This is a genomic window from Mycobacterium sp. (assembly GCF_965229105.1).
Taxonomy (GTDB): Bacteria; Actinomycetota; Actinomycetes; order Mycobacteriales; family Mycobacteriaceae; genus Mycobacterium.
In genome coordinates, this window is the sequence record NZ_OZ245858.1 from 1,408,996 (window position 1) to 1,428,120 (window position 19,125).

Consider the following 19,125-nt stretch of genomic DNA (forward strand, 5'->3'; position numbering starts at 1 on the left):
GATGGCGTTGTTGCTGGATGGTCAGACCGCGGTGGTGACCGGCGGTGCGCAGGGGTTGGGTTATGCGATCGCGGCGCGCCTCGTCGCAGAAGGCGCCCGCGTCGTGCTCGGGGATCTTGATCTGGACGCGACCGAAACTGCCGCGACGGCACTCGGTGGTGACGGCGTCGCTATCGCGGTCCGCTGCGATGTCACTTCTGGTGACGATGTGGAGGCTTTGATCAGTGCCGCGGTGGAGCGTTTCGGCGGCCTGGACATCATGGTGAACAATGCGGGCATCACCCGGGATGCGACGATGCGCAAGATGACCGAGGGCCAGTTCGATCAGGTCATCGCCGTGCACCTGAAGGGCACCTGGAACGGGCTGCGCAAGGCTGCGGCGATCATGCGGGAGAACAAGAGCGGCACGATCATCAACATGTCCTCGCTGTCGGGCAAGGTCGGGTTGGTCGGTCAGACCAACTACTCCGCGGCCAAGGCGGGCATCGTCGGGATGACGAAGGCGGCCGCGAAGGAGCTCGCTCACCTTGGCGTGCGGGTGAACGCGATCGCGCCGGGGTTGATCCGCTCGGCGATGACCGAGGCGATGCCACAGCGGATCTGGGACGAGAAGGTGGCCGAGGTACCGATGGCCCGCGCTGGTGAGCCTGATGAGGTCGCGAAGGTCGCACTGTTTTTGGCCTCGGATTTGTCGTCGTATATGACGGGCACGGTGATGGAAGTGACCGGCGGGCGGTTCATGTGAGCACCCGAGAAGCGGTGATCTGTGAGCCGGTGCGGACGCCGATCGGACGCTACGGTGGCATGTTCAAGGCGTTGACCGCCGTCGAACTTGGCGTGGCGGCACTGCAGGGTCTACTGCAGCGCACGGAGATCGATTCCGCTGCAATCGATGACGTCATCCTCGGGCACTGCTACCCCAACAGTGAGGCCCCCGCGATCGGGCGGGTGGTGGCACTCGATGCGGGTCTGCCGATCACCGTGCCGGGTATGCAGGTCGACCGCAGATGCGGGTCGGGTCTGCAGGCGGTGATCCAAGCGGCGTTGCAGGTCACCAGCGGGAGCAACGATCTGGTGATCGCCGGTGGTGCGGAATCGATGAGCAACGTCGCGTTCTACTCCACCGATATGCGTTGGGGTGGAGCACGTTCCGGGGTTGCGGTGCACGACGGGCTGGCCAGGGGCCGTACCACCGCCGGCGGACGGGATTACCCGGTACCCGGCGGCATGCTGGAGACCGCCGAAAACCTGCGCCGCGAATACGGCATCACCCGCGCCGAACAGGACGAGCTGGCCGTCACCTCGCATCAGCGGGCCGTGGCGGCGCAGAAGAACGGAATCCTGGTAGAGGAGATCATCGCAGTCACGGTGCCTAGCAGGTCCGGTGACGAGGTGATCGACACCGATGAGCATCCACGCGCGGACACCACGGTGGAGTCACTGGCCAAGCTCAAACCTGTTCTGGGCAAATTGGATCCGGATGCGACGGTGACGGCAGGCAATTCCAGTGGCCAGAACGACGCGGCGTCGATGTGCATCGTGACGACTCCGGAGAAGGCCGACCAGCTGGGTCTGACACCGCTGGTGCGGCTGGTGTCCTGGGGGGTGGCCGGGGTGGCACCCAACATCATGGGGATCGGACCGGTACCCGCGACCGACATAGCGCTGGCCAAAGCCGGCCTGGCATTGAGCGATATCGATCTGATCGAACTCAACGAAGCCTTTGCCGCACAGGCTCTTGCGGTGATGCGAGAGTGGAATTTCACCGCGGCCGACCGGGAGCGGACCAACGTGCACGGCTCAGGTATCTCACTGGGGCATCCTGTCGGTGCGACTGGGGGCCGGATGCTCGCCACTTTGGCGCGCGAATTGAACCGCCGCGGCGGCCGCTACGGTCTGGAGACGATGTGCATCGGTGGCGGCCAGGGCCTGGCCGCGATATTCGAGCGGGTGGGTAGATGACCAGACTGGCGCAGACACTGGGTCTTTCGGAGATTCAGGCCGAAATCCTCTCGACGGTAAGGCAATTCGTCGACAAGGAAGTCATTCCGCACGCCCAGGAGTTGGAACACTCCGACACCTATCCCCAAGCCATCGTCGATGCGATGAAAGAGATGGGTCTGTTCGGGTTGATGATCCCCGAAGAGTATGGCGGCCTCGGCGAGTCGTTGTTGACCTACGCCCTGTGTGTGGAGGAACTTGCGCGCGGCTGGATGAGCGTCTCCGGGGTGATCAACACCCACTTCATCGTCGCGTACATGATCCGCCAGCACGGCACCGACGCGCAGAAGCAGTACTACCTGCCGAAGATGGCCACCGGCGAGACCCGTGGTGCGTTTTCCATGTCTGAACCCGAGCTCGGGTCCGACGTGGCTGCCATCCGCACGCGCGGTGTGCGCAACGCCGATGGCGGCTACACCATCACCGGGCAGAAGATGTGGCTGACCAACGGTGGCAGTTCGACCCTGGTGGCCGCCCTGGTGAAAACCGATGAGGGAGCAGACAAGCCGCACCGCAACCTGACTGCGTTCCTCGTCGAGAAGCCCTCAGGTTTCGGGGAAGTCGTTGCCGGACTGGTCATTCCGGGCAAGTTGGACAAGCTGGGTTACAAGGGTATCGACACCACCGAGCTGATCTTCGACGGTTACCAGGCCGCAGCGGGTGACGTCCTGGGGGGGAAGCCCGGTCAGGGTTTCTACCAGATGATGGACGGCGTCGAGGTCGGCCGTGTCAACGTCTCGGCGCGGGCCTGCGGCGTGGGTATCAGGGCCTTCGAACTGGCCGCCCGATACGCCCAGCAACGACACACCTTCGGCAAGCCGATCGCCGAACACCAGGCCATCGCGTTCCAGCTCGCCGAGATGGCCACCAAGGTCGAGGCGGCACATCTGATGATGGTCAACGCCGCCCGGTTGAAGGACTCCGGTGAGCGCAACGACGTCGCCGCGGGGATGGCGAAATACTTCGCCAGCGAGGCCTGCGCGGAGGTCACCCAGCAGAGTTTTCGCATCCACGGCGGATACGGCTACTCCAAGGAATACGAGATCGAACGGTTGATGCGGGATGCGCCGTTCCTGCTCATCGGTGAAGGCACCAGCGAGATCCAAAAGAACATCATCAGCAAGAGACTGCTCGCCGACTACCGAATCTGAGCCTCGCCCTTTTCTGGCGAGCAGACACAAACGCCCAGCTTTGAGCCCATTTTCGGGGGTGTTTGCGTCTGCTCGCGCGACGGGGGTGGGTCGATCTGAGTGCGCGTTATTGACGGCAGTTTGCCAAAACTGTCCACTCCTTCCTGTGAATGCTCTAACTTGACACTTGTCAACGAAACAGAGCTTGGGAGTACGCGTGGCGCGTTTATCGGTGTGGATGGGTGCAGGAGCGGTTGCGGCGGGAGTATCTGCCGCGATGATTGCTGGAGCGGAAACTGCGAGCGCCGATACGGGGGCGGACACCTCTAAGGCCGGGGCAAGCGCGAGTTCGTCGGACAAGAGTGACTCACCGGGCCCGCGGCGATCCAACAGCCGCTCTGGCGATTCATCTGGTGCCAACAAGACCAGCAAAGCCACCAAAACCGACAAGGTGCAGGCGGCGCCGAAACCGGCGGTGGGAACCCCCGCCACCACGGTGAGCTCGCCTGATCCCAGCGAGACCGCGGAACCGGCTGACACCACGCCGGCGAAAGAGGTCACCGACGCCCAACCCGCGACGTCACCCGCGGTCGCACAGGTCAGCCCGTCCAGTAAGGCTTCTGAACCGCGCCTGGCAACAGCGGTGCTCAGCTCGGCAGCCTCGGCGATCACGGCCACCGCGGCAGAGGTGCCGGCCGCGCCGGCCGGAGCTTCACTCAACGATCTGCTCGGGTCGCTGCCCGACCTGGTCCAGTCGATCGTCTACGACTTCGTCGGGGTGGTCGTGACGATCGCCTCAGGGCCGCCTGTGGTCCCGCCCGGCAGCAAGGTCACCGTGCGCAGTTCCACCTTGGAGCTCGCGGAAGGACACACCGTACCGGCCGACTGGTACTACCCGGACACCGACGAACCGCCGCAGCGAATCATCCTGCTGCAGCACGGTTTCCTCGGGGTGAGTGCGATGTACAGCTGGACCGCAGCGTTCCTGGCGGAGAGCACCAACAGCGTCGTCGTCGTGCCGACCCTGTCGTCGAACCGATACGTCGAGGGTGGTTTCTGGCTCGGTGATGACCAGGTGTACCGCGCGACAGCCAACTTGTTCCTCGGCGATCGCGATGCGCTGACTGCCAGCGCGTTGGCGGCGGGCTACGGTCGCCAGTACGGCGCCGGTGTTGCCCTGCCGGATCAGTTCGTCCTGGTCGGACATTCGCTCGGCGGCGGGGTGGTCTCCGGTGCTGCCGGCTATTACGCGGATGCGATCATCGCAAGCGGTGCCGAGAATCATCTGGCCGGCGTCATTCTGCTCGATGCGGCGCCTCCGGGAGACACCCTGCCCAACGCGCTGGACAAGTTGCACGGCCTCGACACCTACATTCCGGTGCTGGAACTGGGCGCACCCAAGGCTGCGATCAGCAAGGTGGACGTCGCCCTGAACGAAGACCGGCCGGGCAACTTCAACGGCATGGTGCTCACCGACGGCAAGCATCTGGACGCCATGCAGGGCGGCACCTTGATCATCCAGCTCGCATCGCATATCTATCAGGGCTTCCCGACACCGCAGAATCAAGCTGCCGCGCAGACCCTCATCGCAGGCTGGACCAACGACATCTTCGCGGGGCGGATCGACCCGTCCACCGGCAAGTGCGAAGGCGTTGGTTGCCAAGGCATCTACGGTGACCTGGGCGAAACGGTCCCATTGGCCACATCGGCTGGGCCAACGAGTGGCGTTGTGATCGGTCAGGCTGCCCCCGCGCCGGTACTAGAGTTCCAGCCGGTGTCAGCGACCGCCCGCATCGACGATCTGAGGACAACTCGCACAGTGGACGTCTAGTCCCTTCGCCGAGCTGACGTCCGTACAGTAATGACGACAGTAAGTTCGGCGGCGAAGGCGGGATGTCATGGTGGACGCTGGTGCGGCTCACGATCCGGGTGAGCGCACTGGCGTTCTGGGGGCTGGCGTCCTGGAGGGCATCAGGGTGCTCGACTACGGTCGCTTCATCGCCGCGCCCTGGTGCAGCGCGATCCTGGCCGATATGGGTGCCGATGTGCTGCGCGTGGAGAAACGCGAAGGCGGCGAAGACAGATGGGTGCAGGCGGTCACCGAAAGCGGCGAGGGTGGCACCTTCCTGCAATGCAATCGCAACAAGCGGTCGCTGACACTGGACTCCACCACGCCCGAAGGTGCGGAGATCACCCGCAGGCTGGTGTCGCAGGCCGATATCGTCGTCGCCAACATGCCTGCTGCGGGTATGCGTGCCAGCGGCCTGGACTACGAGACGCTACGCGGGATCAAGCCGGACATCATCCTGGCCAGTGCCACGGCGTTCGGTGAGGGCGGACCGTACAGCGACCGGATCGGTTTCGACGGTGCCGGCCAGGTGCTGTCCGGGGCCACCTACCGGCAAGGCCTGCCCGAGCAGCCGATCCGAACTGTGGTGCCCTACGCGGACTTCGGCACGGCACTGACCCTGACGATCGGCGTGATGATGGCTCTGTATCACCGCGACCGCACGGGAGTCGGGCAGCATGTGGAGGGGGCGCTGCTACCGACCGCGTTGATGTTGTCGAACGCGTTTGTGATCGAACGCGACCTGCTCGGCGTGGACAAACCCCGGATGGGAAATCGCGGCACGTCGGTCGCGCCATGTGATCTCTACCGCGCCAAGGACGACGGGTGGGTGCTGCTGCAGATCGCCGGTCAGCCGATGTTCAAGCGGTGGTGCCGACTGGTCGGACGCGAAGAACTATTCGATGATCCGCGGTTCGCCGACGATGATCTGCGCTGGGAGAACGGCGACACCCTCAACGACATCATGGCCCACTGGTGTGCCGAGAGGACCAAAGCCGAGATCCTCGACCTGCTGCAGGTTGCGAAATTGCCCGCCGCACCAATGCATTCCACGCAGGATGTCCTCGACGATCCGCATATCCAGGCGATGGGTTATCTGCACCGGGTACCGTTCCCGGGCGCAGCCCGTGACGTGCCGATCATCGAAACACCGTTCCGGATGTCGGCGACGCCTGGCACCATCCGCCACCGCGCTCCGCTATTGGGCGAACATGCCGACGATGTCCTGCGCGAAATCGGTTATGCAGGAGAACAGATCGCAGGCTTGCGGGAGCGCTCGATCATCTGATCGTGTAGTCCTGCGTGCGTATCCTCCGGGTGCGCCGCCGGTAGGTGCTCATCAGCCATGGCCAGTTGTGCGTATCGTGACCACGGTCATCGAGGTACCAGCTGCGACAGCCCTGCCATACCGTACGAATCTGTCGCGCGGCGATGGCACCCTGAAATCGGATGCTGGCCCTGTCGCTGATCTCCAACACTGTGCCGGCCCGCGCTGAGATGGTCCGCACGGCGGCGATGATATGGTCGGCCTGCGATTCGAGCATGTAGATGATCGACCCCGAGCCCAGATTGGTGTTGGGTCCGTACACCAGGAACATGTTGGGAAACCGCGGAACGGATATTCCCAGGAAGGCATTGGCCCGCTGCGCCCAGGTCTCGGACAGGCTGACGCCACCACGGCCATAGATCGCGATACTCGACACGAAAGGTGTTGTGGTGAAACCAGTGCCGAATACGATCACATCGGCGGTGTGGGTCCCGGCTGCGGTGACGATACCGGTTTCGGTGATTTGGTCGATCGCCGCGGTCTCCACCGTTACATCGGGACGCCCAAGGGTGTCGTAGTAGTCGTCGGAAATCAGGATCCGTTTACATCCAATGCGCAGATCGGGTTGGAGTTCGTCACGCAGGACGGGATCGGCAACCTGGGTCCGCAATACTCTGCGATGGAGCCGGCCCAGTAGGTCGAGCACCGCCGGCCACCTGGTGAACATCGCCGTCACGAATTCGAAATAGGTCCAGATGGCCAGCCTGCTAGCCGATTTCAGGATTGGCAGTGCGTGGTACCGACGGTGCAACCGCTGGGAGTAGATGGTGTCAGCCTTGCTGAACACGTAGGGCGCGGTGCGCTGGAACACGGTGACGTGAGCGGCCTCGGGTGCGATGGCCGGGATCACTTGAATGGCACTGGCGCCGGTACCGATGACAGCGACCCGTTTGCCGGTCAGGTCGACGTCATGTCGCCAGCTACCGGTGTGGAACGCGGGACCGCGAAAACTGTTCAGCCCAGGCAGGTCTGGCGCGGCGGGGACGGTCAGCTGACCGACGGCGGGAACCAGGACCTCAGCGTGTGCACGACGGCCATCGGCCAGTTCGATCTGCCAGTCCGTGCCGGACCAGCTGGCGCTGACGACCTGTGCGCCGGTCACGATCTTCCCGGCGATGCCGGCCCCGTCGACACACCGCCGCAGGTAGGCCTGTATCTCAGCCCCCGGTGCGAACCGCCTCGACCAGTCCACGTTCTGCGCGAAGGAGAAGCTGTAGATATGCGATGGCGCATCGCAGGCCACGCCGGGATAAGTATTCTGCCACCAGGTGCCGCCGACGTCGGGCGCCTGCTCGTACACCGTGAAATTCTCAAATCCCGCCCGCTGCAATTTAAGTGCCACGCCGAGACCGCCGAAACCGGCACCGATGATGGCAATGCGGACGTCGGCGCCCGCCGTCTGGTCAGCGATCGGCATCGGTATAGCGGATGACTCCGCGGATATTGCGGCCCTCGAGCATGTCGCGGTAGCCGTCATTGATCTCTTCGAGCCGGTACTCGCGGGTGACCATATCGTCGAGGTTGAGCTGGCCGAGCGTGTACAGCGTCAGGAGTTCGGGGATGTCGAACTGGGGGTTCCCCCCTCCGAAGATGCTGCCCTGCAGGCTCTTCTGCAGCAGCGTCAACCCAGCGAGATTCAGTGTGACATCAGTGGCCAGGACGGCACCCATCGCCGTCAGTACGCAGGTACCCCCTTTGGCGGTCAACGACATCCAGGATTCGACGTCGCGTCCCTCGGTTCTGCCGACGGTGACGATCACCTTCTTACACATCCGTCCCTCGGTCACCGTCGCGATACCGGTCAGCGCGGTGGCCACATCCGGATACGCGTGGGTGGCGCCGAACTTCAGGGCCTGATCGCGTTTCCACTCCACCGGGTCGATCGCGAAAATCCTTCTGGCGCCGGCGATCTTTGCCCCCTGTAGTGCGGCGTTGCCGACACCGCCGACACCGACGATGACGACATCGTCACCAGGTCCCACTTTGGCGCTGCGGACCGAGGATCCGTAGCCAGTGGTGACCCCGCAGCCCACCAGGCAGGCCACCGCGAAGGGGATGGCCGGATCGATCTTCACCACCGATGTCTGATGCACCACCACATAGGGGGAGAACGTGCCGACCAGCGACATGGGAATGACGTTTTGTCCCTTGGCCTGCACCCGGAACGAACCGTCGGATACCGAGGCGCCGGATAGCAGACCCATCCCGAGATCGCACAGGTTGCGCATGCCGGCCTGACACGCCGGACATGAGCCGCAGGCCGGGATGAACGACATCACCACGTGGTCCCCCACCGTGAGTCCTTCGACGCCGTCGCCCACCTCGGTGACGATCCCGGCACCCTCGTGCCCGCCGAGGATGGGGTAGGCCGCGGTCGGGATATCACCGGTCAGCAGGTGGTGGTCGGAATGGCACAGCCCGGCCGCTTCCAACTGCACCTTGACCTCACCTTTGCGTGGGTCGCCGATCTCGATCTCCTCGATCGACCACGGCTGGTCCGCATCCCAGACCAGGGCGCCTTTGGTCTTCATCGTCGGTCTCCATTCGTCGGTGGGGGAGATGCTTCTGCCAATAGGGCACGTAACCGCGGCACATCGACCTTGCCTGTCGACCCACGCGGAATGGCACTGTCATCGTCGAGCAGCCGCCAGACAGTGGGCACCTTGAAGGAGCTCAGTCGCTTCTTGGCCGCAGTGCGCAGCGCGGCAACGGTGACGGTTGCGGTATCGCAGGCCACGGCCGCGCCCACCTGATCACCCTCGGGGCCAGGGATATTGGTGGCCCACACATCGCGCACCCCGCTGACGCCGCGCAGCGCCTGTTCAACCTCGGCGGGATAGACCGTGGCCCCGTTCACCTTGAACATATCGTCTGATCGACCCTGGTAGAACAGGAAGCCGGATGCGTTGAGATGGCCGAGATCACCGGTGGAGTAGAAACCGTCGGCGGTGAACACCTCTTCGCGCGAACGCCCACAGAGACCGCGCATGACGTGGCGGCCGCGGATCTGGATCATGCCCGGTGTGCCGGTCGCGACCACTGCGCCGGCATCGACGTCGACGATGCGAACGTCCATACCGGGGAACGGTTTACCGCAACTACCCCACGACTCGGCGGGCATATCGGTATCGGCCGGATATCCACAGTAAGGACCGAACGATTCGGTCATTCCGAAGAGATTCGCCCTGGCACCGGCGGGTGCGCGCACCTGCGGGGGCAGCAATGCCTCCAGGCTGCCGGGCCGAAGGGCCGACAAGTCGGCCCCCGCGGTAATAGCTTGGCGCGCAATAATTTCAGCTTGATTGGGCCAGCCACGGAACAGGGTGACCCGTTCACGTGCGAGCAGCCGCAGCGTCTCCGCTGGCTCCGGCCAAGGCTCGGTGACCAGCGTCGCACCGGCCACCAGTGCGGTCAGTATTCCGGCGCTCAATCCGCCTACCCAGAAGAAGGGCATCGGCAGATACAGCCGGGTGTCCGCGGTGATGCATCGGGCCGAAAGACCGGCAGCCACGGCAGCCAGGGCATTCCCGTGGCTGTGTATGACCCCTTTCGGGGTACCCCGGCTACCTGAGGTGAAGACGATTGCCAGCGAATCAGCGGGCCGCACCGTGGCGGCCAGTGCATCAACGAGCGGTAGGGGGCCGGGATCGTCGGGTAAGTGGTTGGCGGACAACACCTGTCGCAACGCAGGAAGAAGCGACGGCGCACCGCGTACTTTCTGGGCCAGTTCCTGGAGGTAGCGGTGGCCGCGAAACTCCTCTACCGCGATCAGATACTGCACCGAGGCGGTCTGCAGTTGCGCGACGAGCTCGGGCGGGCGGAGCAGAGTGCTCAGTGGGACAAGGATGGCGCCGATCCTGGTCACGGCCAACGCAATCTGAACCCAGCGCGTGCCATTGGGCATGACGAGCCCGACACGGGTGCCCTTGGTGATGCCGGCGGCGATCAGTCTGGCAGCCAGCGCGCGGGTGCTCTGATCCAGTTCGCGATAGCTGAGTCGATCGTCCGGGTCGATCACCATCGACTTCTCCGGGGTCGCTCCCGCGTGCCGTCGAAGGACGGCGTCGACGGTCTCAGACATCGAACAGTCTTGCCAGACTGGGCATATCGACCTTCCCGCTGGACAGCAGCGGGATATCGGCACGTTGACACGTCACGAACACCCTTGGCACTTTGAACGCGGACAGTTGCGTGCGCAGCGCGCGGCGGACGGCGCTCTCGTCGAACTCGCTGGGGTCCTCCAGAGCGATCAGCGCGGCGACCACCTGGCCGCGTTGCGAATCAGGCAGTCCCAGAACATGAACCGAGACCTCGCCGGTGATACCGGCGCACGCTAACAGCAGGGTCCGCTCCACCTCGGCGGGGGTGACATTGGCACCTGCGGTTTTGATCATCGACCCGGCCCTGGCGACGAAGTAGTAGAAGCCGTCGTCGTCGGTGCGCACCAGGTCACCGGTGTGAAACCAGCCATCAGCATCGAAACACTCCTCGCGGCTGCGACCGTAATACCCCTGCATGAGATAGCGGCCGCGAATGCACAGCTCGCCGATTTCGCCACTCTCGCCGACTTCGACGTTGATGATCGTCGCTTCGAATCCCGGCGCCAACCGGCCATAGGATCCGCGCCGATGCTCGGGTTGGTCGGTTTCGTCGCCGGAGAGCAGCAGCACACCGCCGGCCTCGGTCATCCCGAGCATATTGTGCCGAAGCATGGGGTCGTGGGGTCGACACCCCGGCGCCATGATCGGATACAGATTGCCACGGGTCGCCGTGAACTGACGTGTGGCAAAACTCGGGTGCCGGGTCAGATGTGTTATGGCGGAGACGAATCCGTTCGTCATGGTGGGTTGCTCGGCATCGATCAGGTCGAGAGTGTCACCGGGGTCGGTCGCGTTGGAGCAGACCAGCGTCGCGCCGGCAAGCACTGTGGCGAGCAACCCGAAGGCGAATCCACCGATCCAGAAGAACGGGGAGTTGCTGAACAGCGTTTCCGATTCTGTCAGCCCGCGGATCTCGTTGAGATTGCGCTGGTGGCCCAGCAGGGCACCGTGGGTGTGCACCGCCCCTTTGGGTGGTCCGGTCGAACCGGAGGTGTAGATGATGGCCAACGGATCGGCCGCGCTGACATCGACTTCGAGCCCGGTCTGGACGTGGTCGCCCACAGTTCCGATGAGGACCGCCGGCGGCTCGGTGCCGACGACAATATGCCGCAAGGCCGGTACCAAACTATGGAAAAGTGGCTCCGCGGAGGCAAAGTCGACGCCACCGACGGCCTCGTCCAGGCGGCTGATGTAGTCGTGCGAACGGTACGACGCGGCGGTCAGCATGATCGCGATATCAGCGCTGACCAGTTGGTCACGCAACTCCGAGGTGGTCAGGAAGGTGGAGAAGGGCACCACGACGGCGCCGATACGCGCGGCGGCCAGCATGGCGACAACAAACTCGACGCCGTTTGGGTACAGCAACCCGACGTGGGTGCCCTTCCCGGCGCCCAAGCCGATCAGCCGCCGGGCAAGTCGGGCCGAGCGGTGCTCGGCATCGACGTAGCTGATTCGCACGTCATCGCAGACGAGCAACGGCTTGGTGCCGCGGCGCCGCTGGTCGCGGAGCACGCCGCCGACGGTCAAGGGATCAGCGGCCATGCCCGAAATACCTTCGAACCGCCCCGAGGTCGGGCTTACCGGAGGGGGTCCGCGGTATGTCGTCGACGATCACAAAATCGGTGGGTATCTCATAACGGGCCAGCCGCGTCTGGAGGAACTCGACCAATTCGCCATCTGCCACCTGGGCGCCCTCGCGTAATTCGAGCAGTGCCACCGGAGTTTCACCAAGGCGGTGGTCGGGTTGGCCGACCACCGAGGCGCCGCGTACCGCCGGATGGCTCTCCAGTGCGGCCCGGACGTCATCGGGCATCACCTTGAAGCCACCGCGGATGATGGCCTGGTCGGCCCGACCGAGGATCCACAGAAATCCGTCGCCGTCGATCCTGGCCAGATCGGTGGTGTGTATCCAGTCCGCGTCGGCGCCGAGCTGAGCGGGTCTCACCTCGAGCAGACCCTGCTCACCTGGCGGCGCGGGGTCTCCGTTGTCATCGACCACCCGCAGGTGTGCACCTGGGTTGGCCCGTCCGACACTGCCGCGCTTATCAGCCCAGTAGCGCTGATGGTCGGCCAGCGTCCAGCTCGCCACCCCACCACCGAATTCGGTGGCGGCATAGGAGGTGAGCACCGGGATGCCGAACTTCTCGGTGAAAGCATCGGCGTCATCGGCCGATAGCGGTGCGGTACCGGAGGTGACGGCCCGCACGCTGGCCAGGTCTGCCCGCGTCAGTTCCGAATGCAAGACCATCCGCAGCGCGGTCGGCACCAGCGAGACAGCACGCGGTTGGTGCTCGCGGATGGCCTGTGCCCACAGATCCAGATCGAATCTGGGCAATAACACGAACGGCCGCGCCTCGGCGATGCACAACAGCACCCGGAAAACGCCGCCGACATGGACCAGCGGAGAGTTGACGATGGCTACACCGCGCCGGAGTTCGGTTGGTGTCTTTGACTTTTCGGGTGCGGCCCCCATCACGCTACGGGCCAGCATGTCGTAGGTGAGGTCGACCCGCTTAGGCGGCCCGGTGGTACCACTGGTCAGCATCCAGACCGCGACACCAGGTCGGCCGGGATCGGCTTGCGCCGTCCCGACGGTGATCGTGGGAACCGCATCGAGATCGGCGATCGTGACCACCGTCGTGCCTGGTGCCGGCTGCACCAGGCGGGCGATATCGTCGGCCAGCCCGATGACGAGCGGCAGGTCGAGCGCCCTGATATCAGCTCTGGTCCGATCGTCACCGCGGGATGGATTGATCACGACCACCGTGCCACCGCTGAGTAGCACCCCCAGCACAGCGGCGACGTGCACGGGCTGATTACGCAGCAAAATGCCGACGTGGGGATGCCGATTCTCGGTGTATTGAGTTGCCAGCACGGCGATCTGACGGGCGTAGTCGCCGAGCTGCCCCCAGCGCAGCCAGAGGCCGTCGTACTGGATTGCCTGTGCCGCCGGATCCAAATCGAGGACGTCGGCGATTCTTCGGGATAGCGGATGTGTCATCAACGGATCCGCGGTGCACCCTTGGCGATGTTCGGCTGGGCCGCAAGTTCGGCCTTGCCCAGCGGGTTGCCGAGCCGCGTATAGATGAGACCCTGGTCGAGGGCCGCCCGGTACGGTTTATCCAGGGACTCCCAGATGGCCTTGACGGTGCCCTGGGTGGCTGAGGGTGGTTTGGCCGCGATCGTGGCTGCGATCTCGTTGGCACGAGCCCAGAGTTCCTCTTCGCTAACCACTTCCGTCACCAGGCCGATCCGCAGCGCGGTCTCGGCGCTGACCCGCTCATCGTTGCCCAGCAACGCCATGCGCAGGGTGTCGCCGAGGCCGATTCGACGCATCAGGCCGATCGGCTCCAGCGCCGACACCAGGCCCGCTGTCACATGCGAGTCGAAGAAGGTGGCACCCTGCGAGCAGATGACGACATCGGCCTCGTTGACGAAGTACAGCGCCCCGGCCGTGCACATGCCCTGGACGGCACACACCACGGGCTTCCACATCTTCTGCCACTTTGGGCTCAGCAGCTCACCGGGGTCTTCGTGGTTCCAGACATTGTCCGGCTGTCCGTAATCGGACTTCATATCCAGGCCCGCGCTGAACGCTCTGGTTCCCGCAGCCCGAAGCACCACGGCGTTGGTGCCCTCGTCGAGTTTGACGATCCGCCAGACCGCCTGCATCTCCTCGCACATGGTGCGGTTGAACGTGTTCAGCCGGTCCGGCCGGTTCAGCGTGATGGTCGCGACGTGGTCGGTGCGGTCGAATTCCAGCGTTACCGTCTCGAACGGTTGCGCCGCCTGGGTGCTCATCGGCACTGCCAAACGGGGGCGCGCTTCTCGGTGAACGCCAGCGGGCCTTCCAGGGCGTCCTGGGTGCGAACGACCCGTTCGCGGAAGGTCTCGGCCAGGATTTCACCCTCATGCAAGGGTAAGTCCAACGTCTTGTGAATCGCCAATCGGGTGCCCCGAACTGCCAGGGGCGCATTGGAATTGACGATATCGGCGATCTCATGTGCACGTTCGAGCAGTCGATCGTGTTCGACGATCTCGGTGATCAGGCCCAGCTCATAGGCGCGATCCGCACTCATTCGTTCGTGTTTGCCCATCAATGCCATCCGCAGCGCCACCGAGCGGGGCAGTGCGCGGGCCAGGCGCACCATCTCGCGCCCGGCCACCAGACCGATGCTGACGTGCGGATCGAAGAACGTCGACTTATCCGAGGCGATGACAATATCGCCGGTAGTGACCCAGTCGAGCCCGGCCCCGCAACAGATCCCGTTCACCGCGACCAGTACCGGTTTCGCCATCTGCCGAAACGGCGGCGTACCTTCCTGCGGAGCCTCCCACTGCTCGTAGGTCGACAGGTAGGGCTTCTCGTTGAGAACCTTTCCATCGGTGGGTATCTCGCTGACATCCGCGCCCGTGCAGAATGCCCGTCCCGCCGCAGTGACGATCATCAGCCAGATATTGTCGTCGACTTCCACCTGCGCGTACGCGGCCCGCAGTTCGGTGATCATGAACGGGCTCAGTGCGTTGAGCGCCTCGGGCCGATTCAACGTGATGGTGGCCGTATGACCGTTCGTCTCGTATGTGATCGTGCTGAACGGTCCCGCCGATGGTGCGGACATCTGGATCCCTTCGATTGCGCAGGACTGGGCTTTGCGGAATAGGCCACGAGCTCAGCGGCCTTGGAAGTCCGGTTCGCGTCGTTCGCGAAACGCCGCCAGGCCCTCTTTGAAGTCTGCAGTGCGACAAGAAAGTTCGAGGTTGTAGAGTTCCTGCGTCATCGATTGGCCCAGGGTGGCATGCTGGCCGTACGCGAGCGCCTGTTTGGCCATCCCGATGGCGACGGTCGGTCCGGCAGCCAGCCGGGTCAGCAGGTCCTCCGCTGTGGCGTCCAGCTCATCGGGTGCCTCGGCGCTGTGGATCAACCCCCAGTCGGCAGCGTCGGCGCCACTGACTTTCTCACCGAGCAACAGCATCCGCTTGGCTCTGGCCAGCCCGGCCAGCCGGGGCAGGAGCCAGGTAGATCCCGAGTCTGGGCTGAACCCCCGATTCACGAACGGCTCCCACAGCGTGGCACTGGATTCGGCCACCGTGAAATCCGCCGCCAGCGCCAGGTTGGCGCCGAAGCCGACGGCCCAGCCGCGCACGGTGCAGACCACAGGCAGGTGGATCGAGGCGATCAGCTCGATGGCACGGTTCGCGGTGGTCGGGATGCGGCGCACGAGATCACCGGTCCGAGGTCGTTGACCGGAGCTGTTGGTGGCCACCCAGTCGACGCCGGTACAGAAATCCTCACCCGCGCCACTGATGGCGATGGCGCGCAGGGCGTCATCGCCGGCGGCATCGGTGAGGATGGCGACCAGCGCGTCGATCATGCTGCGGTCCAACGAATTGCGCCGCGCCGGGCGGTCCAGGGTGATCCGCAGGATAGCAGCGTCGCGTTCCGCGGTCACCGCACCGTGGGAGTCGTCGGGCGGGGGGTGGGAGCCGTGGGGGTCCGGATGGGTAACTTCGCTGTCACTCATCGCTGCTCCGGACCTTTCCTAAACCATACGGTTACCCATACAGTAGGCGATTCAATTACTATCCTGTACAAGTTAGCAAGGAAAGGCCACATGTGAACCGGATCCGGCAACCACGGGTCGCCGAGATCGTGGCATCGCGGCTGCGCGACGACATCCTGCCCTCGCAGGAGAGCCTGTTCGGTCAGTTCGGTCAGTTCGGCGTCAGGCACCAACGCCCTTGCCAATGGGGCGGATAAGCCCATCGAGGCGAAGCTCATTTCCCACGCCGATCTGACCTTCGGCACTACAGGAAGGAATCTGGACGATGACCGTCTCGGACAGCACCGATGATCGCGTTCTCTTCGAGGTCGATGCGCAGCACCGCATCGCCACCATCACCCTCAACAACCCCACCCAACGCAACTCCTATGACGCGAGTATGCGTGACAGCGTGGCGCGCTGCCTGGATATCGTCGCCGAGGATGACGACCTGACAGTGGTGCTGCTGCGCGGCACCGACGGCGTGTTCAGCACCGGGGCGGATATGAACAACGCCTACGGCTGGTACGGCGACAAGCACTCGCAGTCGGACGCGCCGCCGCCCAAGTCACGCCCCAGCCAACGAAGGCGTCTTACCGTGGACCGCAAGTCATTTGGCTTCTATCACAATCTGATGGGATTCCCGAAGGTGACGGTGGGTGAGATCAGCGGATACGCACTCGGCGGCGGATTCGAGATGGCCTTGATGATGGATATCTCGGTGATCGCCCGCGACACCCGAATCGGCATGCCCGCCACCAGATTCCTCGGCCCGGCTCTGGGCAGTCTGCATATGTTCTTCCACCGACTGGGCCCGGTGCAGTCCAGACGGTTGTTACTGACGGGCGACATCATCGAGGCGGGCGCTTTCGAGCACCTCGGCATTTTCACCGAGACATGCAGTGCCGCGGCGGTCACCGCAAGAGCCCGGTACTGGGCGGAGAAGGTAGCGAAGATGCCCGCCGACGGCGTGGTGATCGCCAAGGAAGCGTTCCGGATGGTCGAGCAGAGTCAGGCCTATCAGGGCGAAGAGGTGGCGAGCTACCTGTTCCACGCCTACGGCACGAACCTGCAGTTCTCCCCGGGTGAATTCAACTTCGTCAAGACCAGAGCTCAGCATGGCACCAAAGAAGCATTCCGGTTGCGCGACGAACACTTTCACGTGCCGGAGCCTGAGGGCTTCTGACGTCTGGACCCCGGAAACCGCCGACTGTAACCACACGGCGGTCGGACACGCGATGTACCGCCACCCCGTTACGTTCGGCGGGGTTCGACGGCCAAACTAGCTGGCTGCGGCCGCCTTGCGTTGGCGGGTGGCGGGCTTGGCGGTCTTGGGCTTCTTGGTGCCGGCGCGGGTGCCGTTGATCAGCCCTTCGGCATGGTCGAGCAGGCAGTTCAGCGCGTACTCGAAGTTGGAGTCATCGGTGGTGGCGATCCGGTGCAGGCCGTCCGCGGTGGCCTTGGCCAACAGCGGTGTGCTGTCGGGGTCGATGGCCATCCGGTCGTCGAGCTGGGCCCCCGCTCCATCTCCGATGGCGAGGTTCTTCTCGTAGAGTCGCTGCAGCACAACCGAACCACGGACGTGCACCGAGACCGCGGAATATGTTTCGAAGGCATCCTCGGCAGACAGGCCCGCCTCGACCAGGCTGGCGATCGCCTTCTCCACTTCCAGGACGCCGAGTTGGGCGGCCCTAGGACTCAGCGCCGAGCGGATCAAGATCAGGTCGCACAGGATCGGATTGCCCATGAACGTCTTTCGCATCGTCCACGCGTAATTGCGCAGCGTCTCGCGCCAATCGTCGGCCTCGATATATGGCGTGGCGAATACGTAGGTGCGCAGTGCCCGATCCGTCATCGCGTTGAGCAGGTCGTCCTTCTTGCGGAAGTACCAGTAGATGCTCGTCACGCCGACCCCGAGGTGACGGCCAAGCAAAGGCATACTCAGGTTGTCGATACCGACCTGCTCGGCGAGTTCGAAGGCGCCCTTGATGATGTCATCGGGGTTGATGGAGCCGCGCTCGCGTCGTTGCCGCTTATCGGCGGTCGCCTGCTTTGCCACCAGGGCACCTCCATCGACATTCATCCCGCTTGTGCAGGCTCGCCGCGTTCTGGGGCGATCGGTCAAAATTTACCGGCTATCGGCGGGCGAACGAGTCCACGAGTGCGTGTCGCCACTCAACAGCCCCGTCAACCTTACCGGTAGCCATCCCGTCGGCCGGACCTTGCGCGGCCGGCTGAGATGAGCGACACAGCACAAGAACGATGTTCACCCTGGTTCTTGCGCTCCTACTGTAGCTCTTATAGTAAGTAGTTTGGTATTAACCGCGGCGGAGATTTCCAGCGGTGATATAACCGAACCACCATGGATCTGGGACTCAGGGACGCGACGGCAGTGGTGGTCGGTGGCAGTCGCGGGATGGGGCTGGCGGCAGCGAGGTGCCTGGCTGATGACGGGGCTCGCGTGGCTGTCCTGGCACGGTCGCGCGATGGTCTCGACGAGGCGGTGGCCGACTTGCTCGGCCGCGGCAGCCCTGATGCGGTCGGGATCGTCGCCGACGCGGGCGACGGCGCGTCCGTCGAGCATGCCTTCGAGGAGGTCGGGCGGCGCTGGGATGGCGAGCTCAACATCCTGATCAACTCCGTCGGCCCGAGCGTCCAGGGCAGTTTCGAGGTGCTCACCGATGACCAGTGGTTCGAGGCCGTCGACGACGGAGCGATGTCGATGGTGCGCTGTGTCCGGTCGGCGCTGCCACTGCTGCGGAAGGCGGTCCATTCAGGGGGGTGGGCGCGCATCGTGAACTTCTCGGCTACGTCGACGCAACGTCAGAGCGTCGTCCTGCCCGCCTACACCGCGGCGAAATCCATGCTGACCAGCGTGTCCAAGAACCTGTCACTACTGCTGGCCAAGGACGAGATCCTGGTCAACGTCGTCTCCCCGGGCAGTGTCGCTTCGGCCGGGCTGATCAACTGGGCGTCGACCGTCGGGGTCGACGGTGATGATCCCTATGCGTTGATGGCGGCCATCGCCGAGCACTACGGGCATCCGGCCCACCTGCCTCGCGCCGGTCTGCCAGAGGAGATCGGTCCCGTGGTGGCTTTTCTGGCATCTCGGCGCAATTCGTATATGACCGGCGCGAACGTCAACGTCGATGGTGGCTCCGACTTCACCTGAATCCAA

General features: G+C 64.3%; 16 protein-coding genes and 1 pseudogene. 8 read left to right on the forward strand and 9 right to left on the reverse strand.

What is annotated here, in order from left to right:
• Position 1: 1 nt before the first annotated feature.
• From fabG to ADBZ9O_RS06835, 5 genes are all read left to right on the forward strand, one after another.
• Complete coding sequence (gene fabG / locus ADBZ9O_RS06815) at positions 2 to 745, forward strand: 3-oxoacyl-ACP reductase FabG (RefSeq protein ID WP_526529617.1); 744 nt, start codon at positions 2 to 4, stop codon at positions 743 to 745.
• A 59-nt stretch (positions 746 to 804) separates the two neighbouring features.
• Positions 805 to 1,962, forward strand: coding sequence for a thiolase family protein (locus ADBZ9O_RS06820; RefSeq protein WP_526532913.1), 1,158 nt, complete (start codon positions 805 to 807; stop codon positions 1,960 to 1,962).
• On the forward strand, positions 1,959 to 3,152 hold the full coding sequence (locus ADBZ9O_RS06825) for an acyl-CoA dehydrogenase family protein (protein ID WP_526529619.1): 1,194 nt from the start codon (positions 1,959 to 1,961) through the stop codon (positions 3,150 to 3,152). The genes ADBZ9O_RS06820 and ADBZ9O_RS06825 overlap by 4 nt, the downstream gene beginning before the upstream one ends.
• Positions 3,153 to 3,348: 196 nt before the next feature.
• Entirely contained in the window at positions 3,349 to 4,962 is a 1,614-nt protein-coding gene (locus tag ADBZ9O_RS06830) for a hypothetical protein (RefSeq protein WP_526529621.1), read from the forward strand.
• Positions 4,963 to 5,029: 67 nt separating this feature from the next.
• On the forward strand, positions 5,030 to 6,268 hold the full coding sequence (locus tag ADBZ9O_RS06835) for a CaiB/BaiF CoA transferase family protein (protein WP_526529623.1): 1,239 nt from the start codon (positions 5,030 to 5,032) through the stop codon (positions 6,266 to 6,268).
• On the opposite strand, the gene ADBZ9O_RS06840 is transcribed toward ADBZ9O_RS06835, so the two are convergent.
• From ADBZ9O_RS06840 to ADBZ9O_RS06875, 8 genes are read right to left on the reverse strand one after another with little or no spacing between them, the layout of a single operon-like run.
• Positions 6,261 to 7,724 carry a flavin-containing monooxygenase gene (locus ADBZ9O_RS06840; protein ID WP_526529625.1) on the reverse strand — a complete coding sequence of 488 codons (1,464 nt, stop codon included), beginning with the start codon at positions 7,722 to 7,724 and terminating at the stop codon, positions 6,261 to 6,263. The genes ADBZ9O_RS06835 and ADBZ9O_RS06840 overlap by 8 nt on opposite strands.
• Positions 7,711 to 8,838 (reverse strand): NDMA-dependent alcohol dehydrogenase, encoded by a 1,128-nt coding sequence (locus ADBZ9O_RS06845; RefSeq protein ID WP_526529627.1) that lies wholly within the window; start codon positions 8,836 to 8,838, stop codon positions 7,711 to 7,713. Before ADBZ9O_RS06845 ends, ADBZ9O_RS06840 begins: the two co-directional genes overlap by 14 nt.
• Positions 8,835 to 10,388, reverse strand: coding sequence for a class I adenylate-forming enzyme family protein (locus tag ADBZ9O_RS06850; RefSeq protein ID WP_526529629.1), 1,554 nt, complete (start codon positions 10,386 to 10,388; stop codon positions 8,835 to 8,837). Before ADBZ9O_RS06850 ends, ADBZ9O_RS06845 begins: the two co-directional genes overlap by 4 nt.
• Complete coding sequence (locus ADBZ9O_RS06855; protein WP_526529631.1) at positions 10,381 to 11,949, reverse strand: class I adenylate-forming enzyme family protein; 1,569 nt, start codon at positions 11,947 to 11,949, stop codon at positions 10,381 to 10,383. The genes ADBZ9O_RS06850 and ADBZ9O_RS06855 overlap by 8 nt, the downstream gene beginning before the upstream one ends.
• Positions 11,939 to 13,408 carry a class I adenylate-forming enzyme family protein gene (locus tag ADBZ9O_RS06860; RefSeq protein ID WP_526529633.1) on the reverse strand — a complete coding sequence of 490 codons (1,470 nt, stop codon included), beginning with the start codon at positions 13,406 to 13,408 and terminating at the stop codon, positions 11,939 to 11,941. Before ADBZ9O_RS06860 ends, ADBZ9O_RS06855 begins: the two co-directional genes overlap by 11 nt.
• A complete protein-coding gene (locus ADBZ9O_RS06865) occupies positions 13,408 to 14,208 on the reverse strand; it encodes an enoyl-CoA hydratase/isomerase family protein (protein WP_526529635.1) in 801 nt (266 codons plus the stop codon). Before ADBZ9O_RS06865 ends, ADBZ9O_RS06860 begins: the two co-directional genes overlap by 1 nt.
• A complete protein-coding gene (locus ADBZ9O_RS06870; protein ID WP_526529637.1) occupies positions 14,205 to 15,026 on the reverse strand; it encodes an enoyl-CoA hydratase/isomerase family protein in 822 nt (273 codons plus the stop codon). The genes ADBZ9O_RS06865 and ADBZ9O_RS06870 overlap by 4 nt, the downstream gene beginning before the upstream one ends.
• Before the next feature lie 51 nt (positions 15,027 to 15,077).
• The gene (locus ADBZ9O_RS06875; RefSeq protein ID WP_526529639.1) at positions 15,078 to 15,929 is read right to left on the reverse strand and encodes an enoyl-CoA hydratase/isomerase family protein; all 852 of its coding nucleotides are present in this window, start codon (positions 15,927 to 15,929) and stop codon (positions 15,078 to 15,080) included.
• Positions 15,930 to 16,021: 92 nt separating this feature from the next.
• Here ADBZ9O_RS06875 and ADBZ9O_RS06880 point away from each other — a divergent pair.
• Both ADBZ9O_RS06880 and ADBZ9O_RS06885 read left to right on the forward strand, forming a co-directional pair.
• A pseudogene (locus ADBZ9O_RS06880) lies at positions 16,022 to 16,120 on the forward strand (FadR/GntR family transcriptional regulator); the annotation flags it as partial.
• Between the two features lie 113 nt (positions 16,121 to 16,233).
• Positions 16,234 to 17,133: an enoyl-CoA hydratase/isomerase family protein gene (locus ADBZ9O_RS06885; protein ID WP_526529641.1), complete on the forward strand. Its 900-nt coding sequence runs from the start codon at positions 16,234 to 16,236 to the stop codon at positions 17,131 to 17,133.
• A gap of 96 nt (positions 17,134 to 17,229) precedes the next feature.
• Here the strand turns inward: ADBZ9O_RS06885 and ADBZ9O_RS06890 are convergent, their stop codons facing one another.
• The gene (locus ADBZ9O_RS06890) at positions 17,230 to 18,006 is read right to left on the reverse strand and encodes a TetR/AcrR family transcriptional regulator (RefSeq protein ID WP_526529643.1); all 777 of its coding nucleotides are present in this window, start codon (positions 18,004 to 18,006) and stop codon (positions 17,230 to 17,232) included.
• A 303-nt stretch (positions 18,007 to 18,309) separates the two neighbouring features.
• On the opposite strand from ADBZ9O_RS06890, the gene ADBZ9O_RS06895 reads away from it, so the two are divergent.
• Positions 18,310 to 19,119: an SDR family NAD(P)-dependent oxidoreductase gene (locus tag ADBZ9O_RS06895; protein ID WP_526529645.1), complete on the forward strand. Its 810-nt coding sequence runs from the start codon at positions 18,310 to 18,312 to the stop codon at positions 19,117 to 19,119.
• Positions 19,120 to 19,125: the final 6 nt, after the last annotated feature.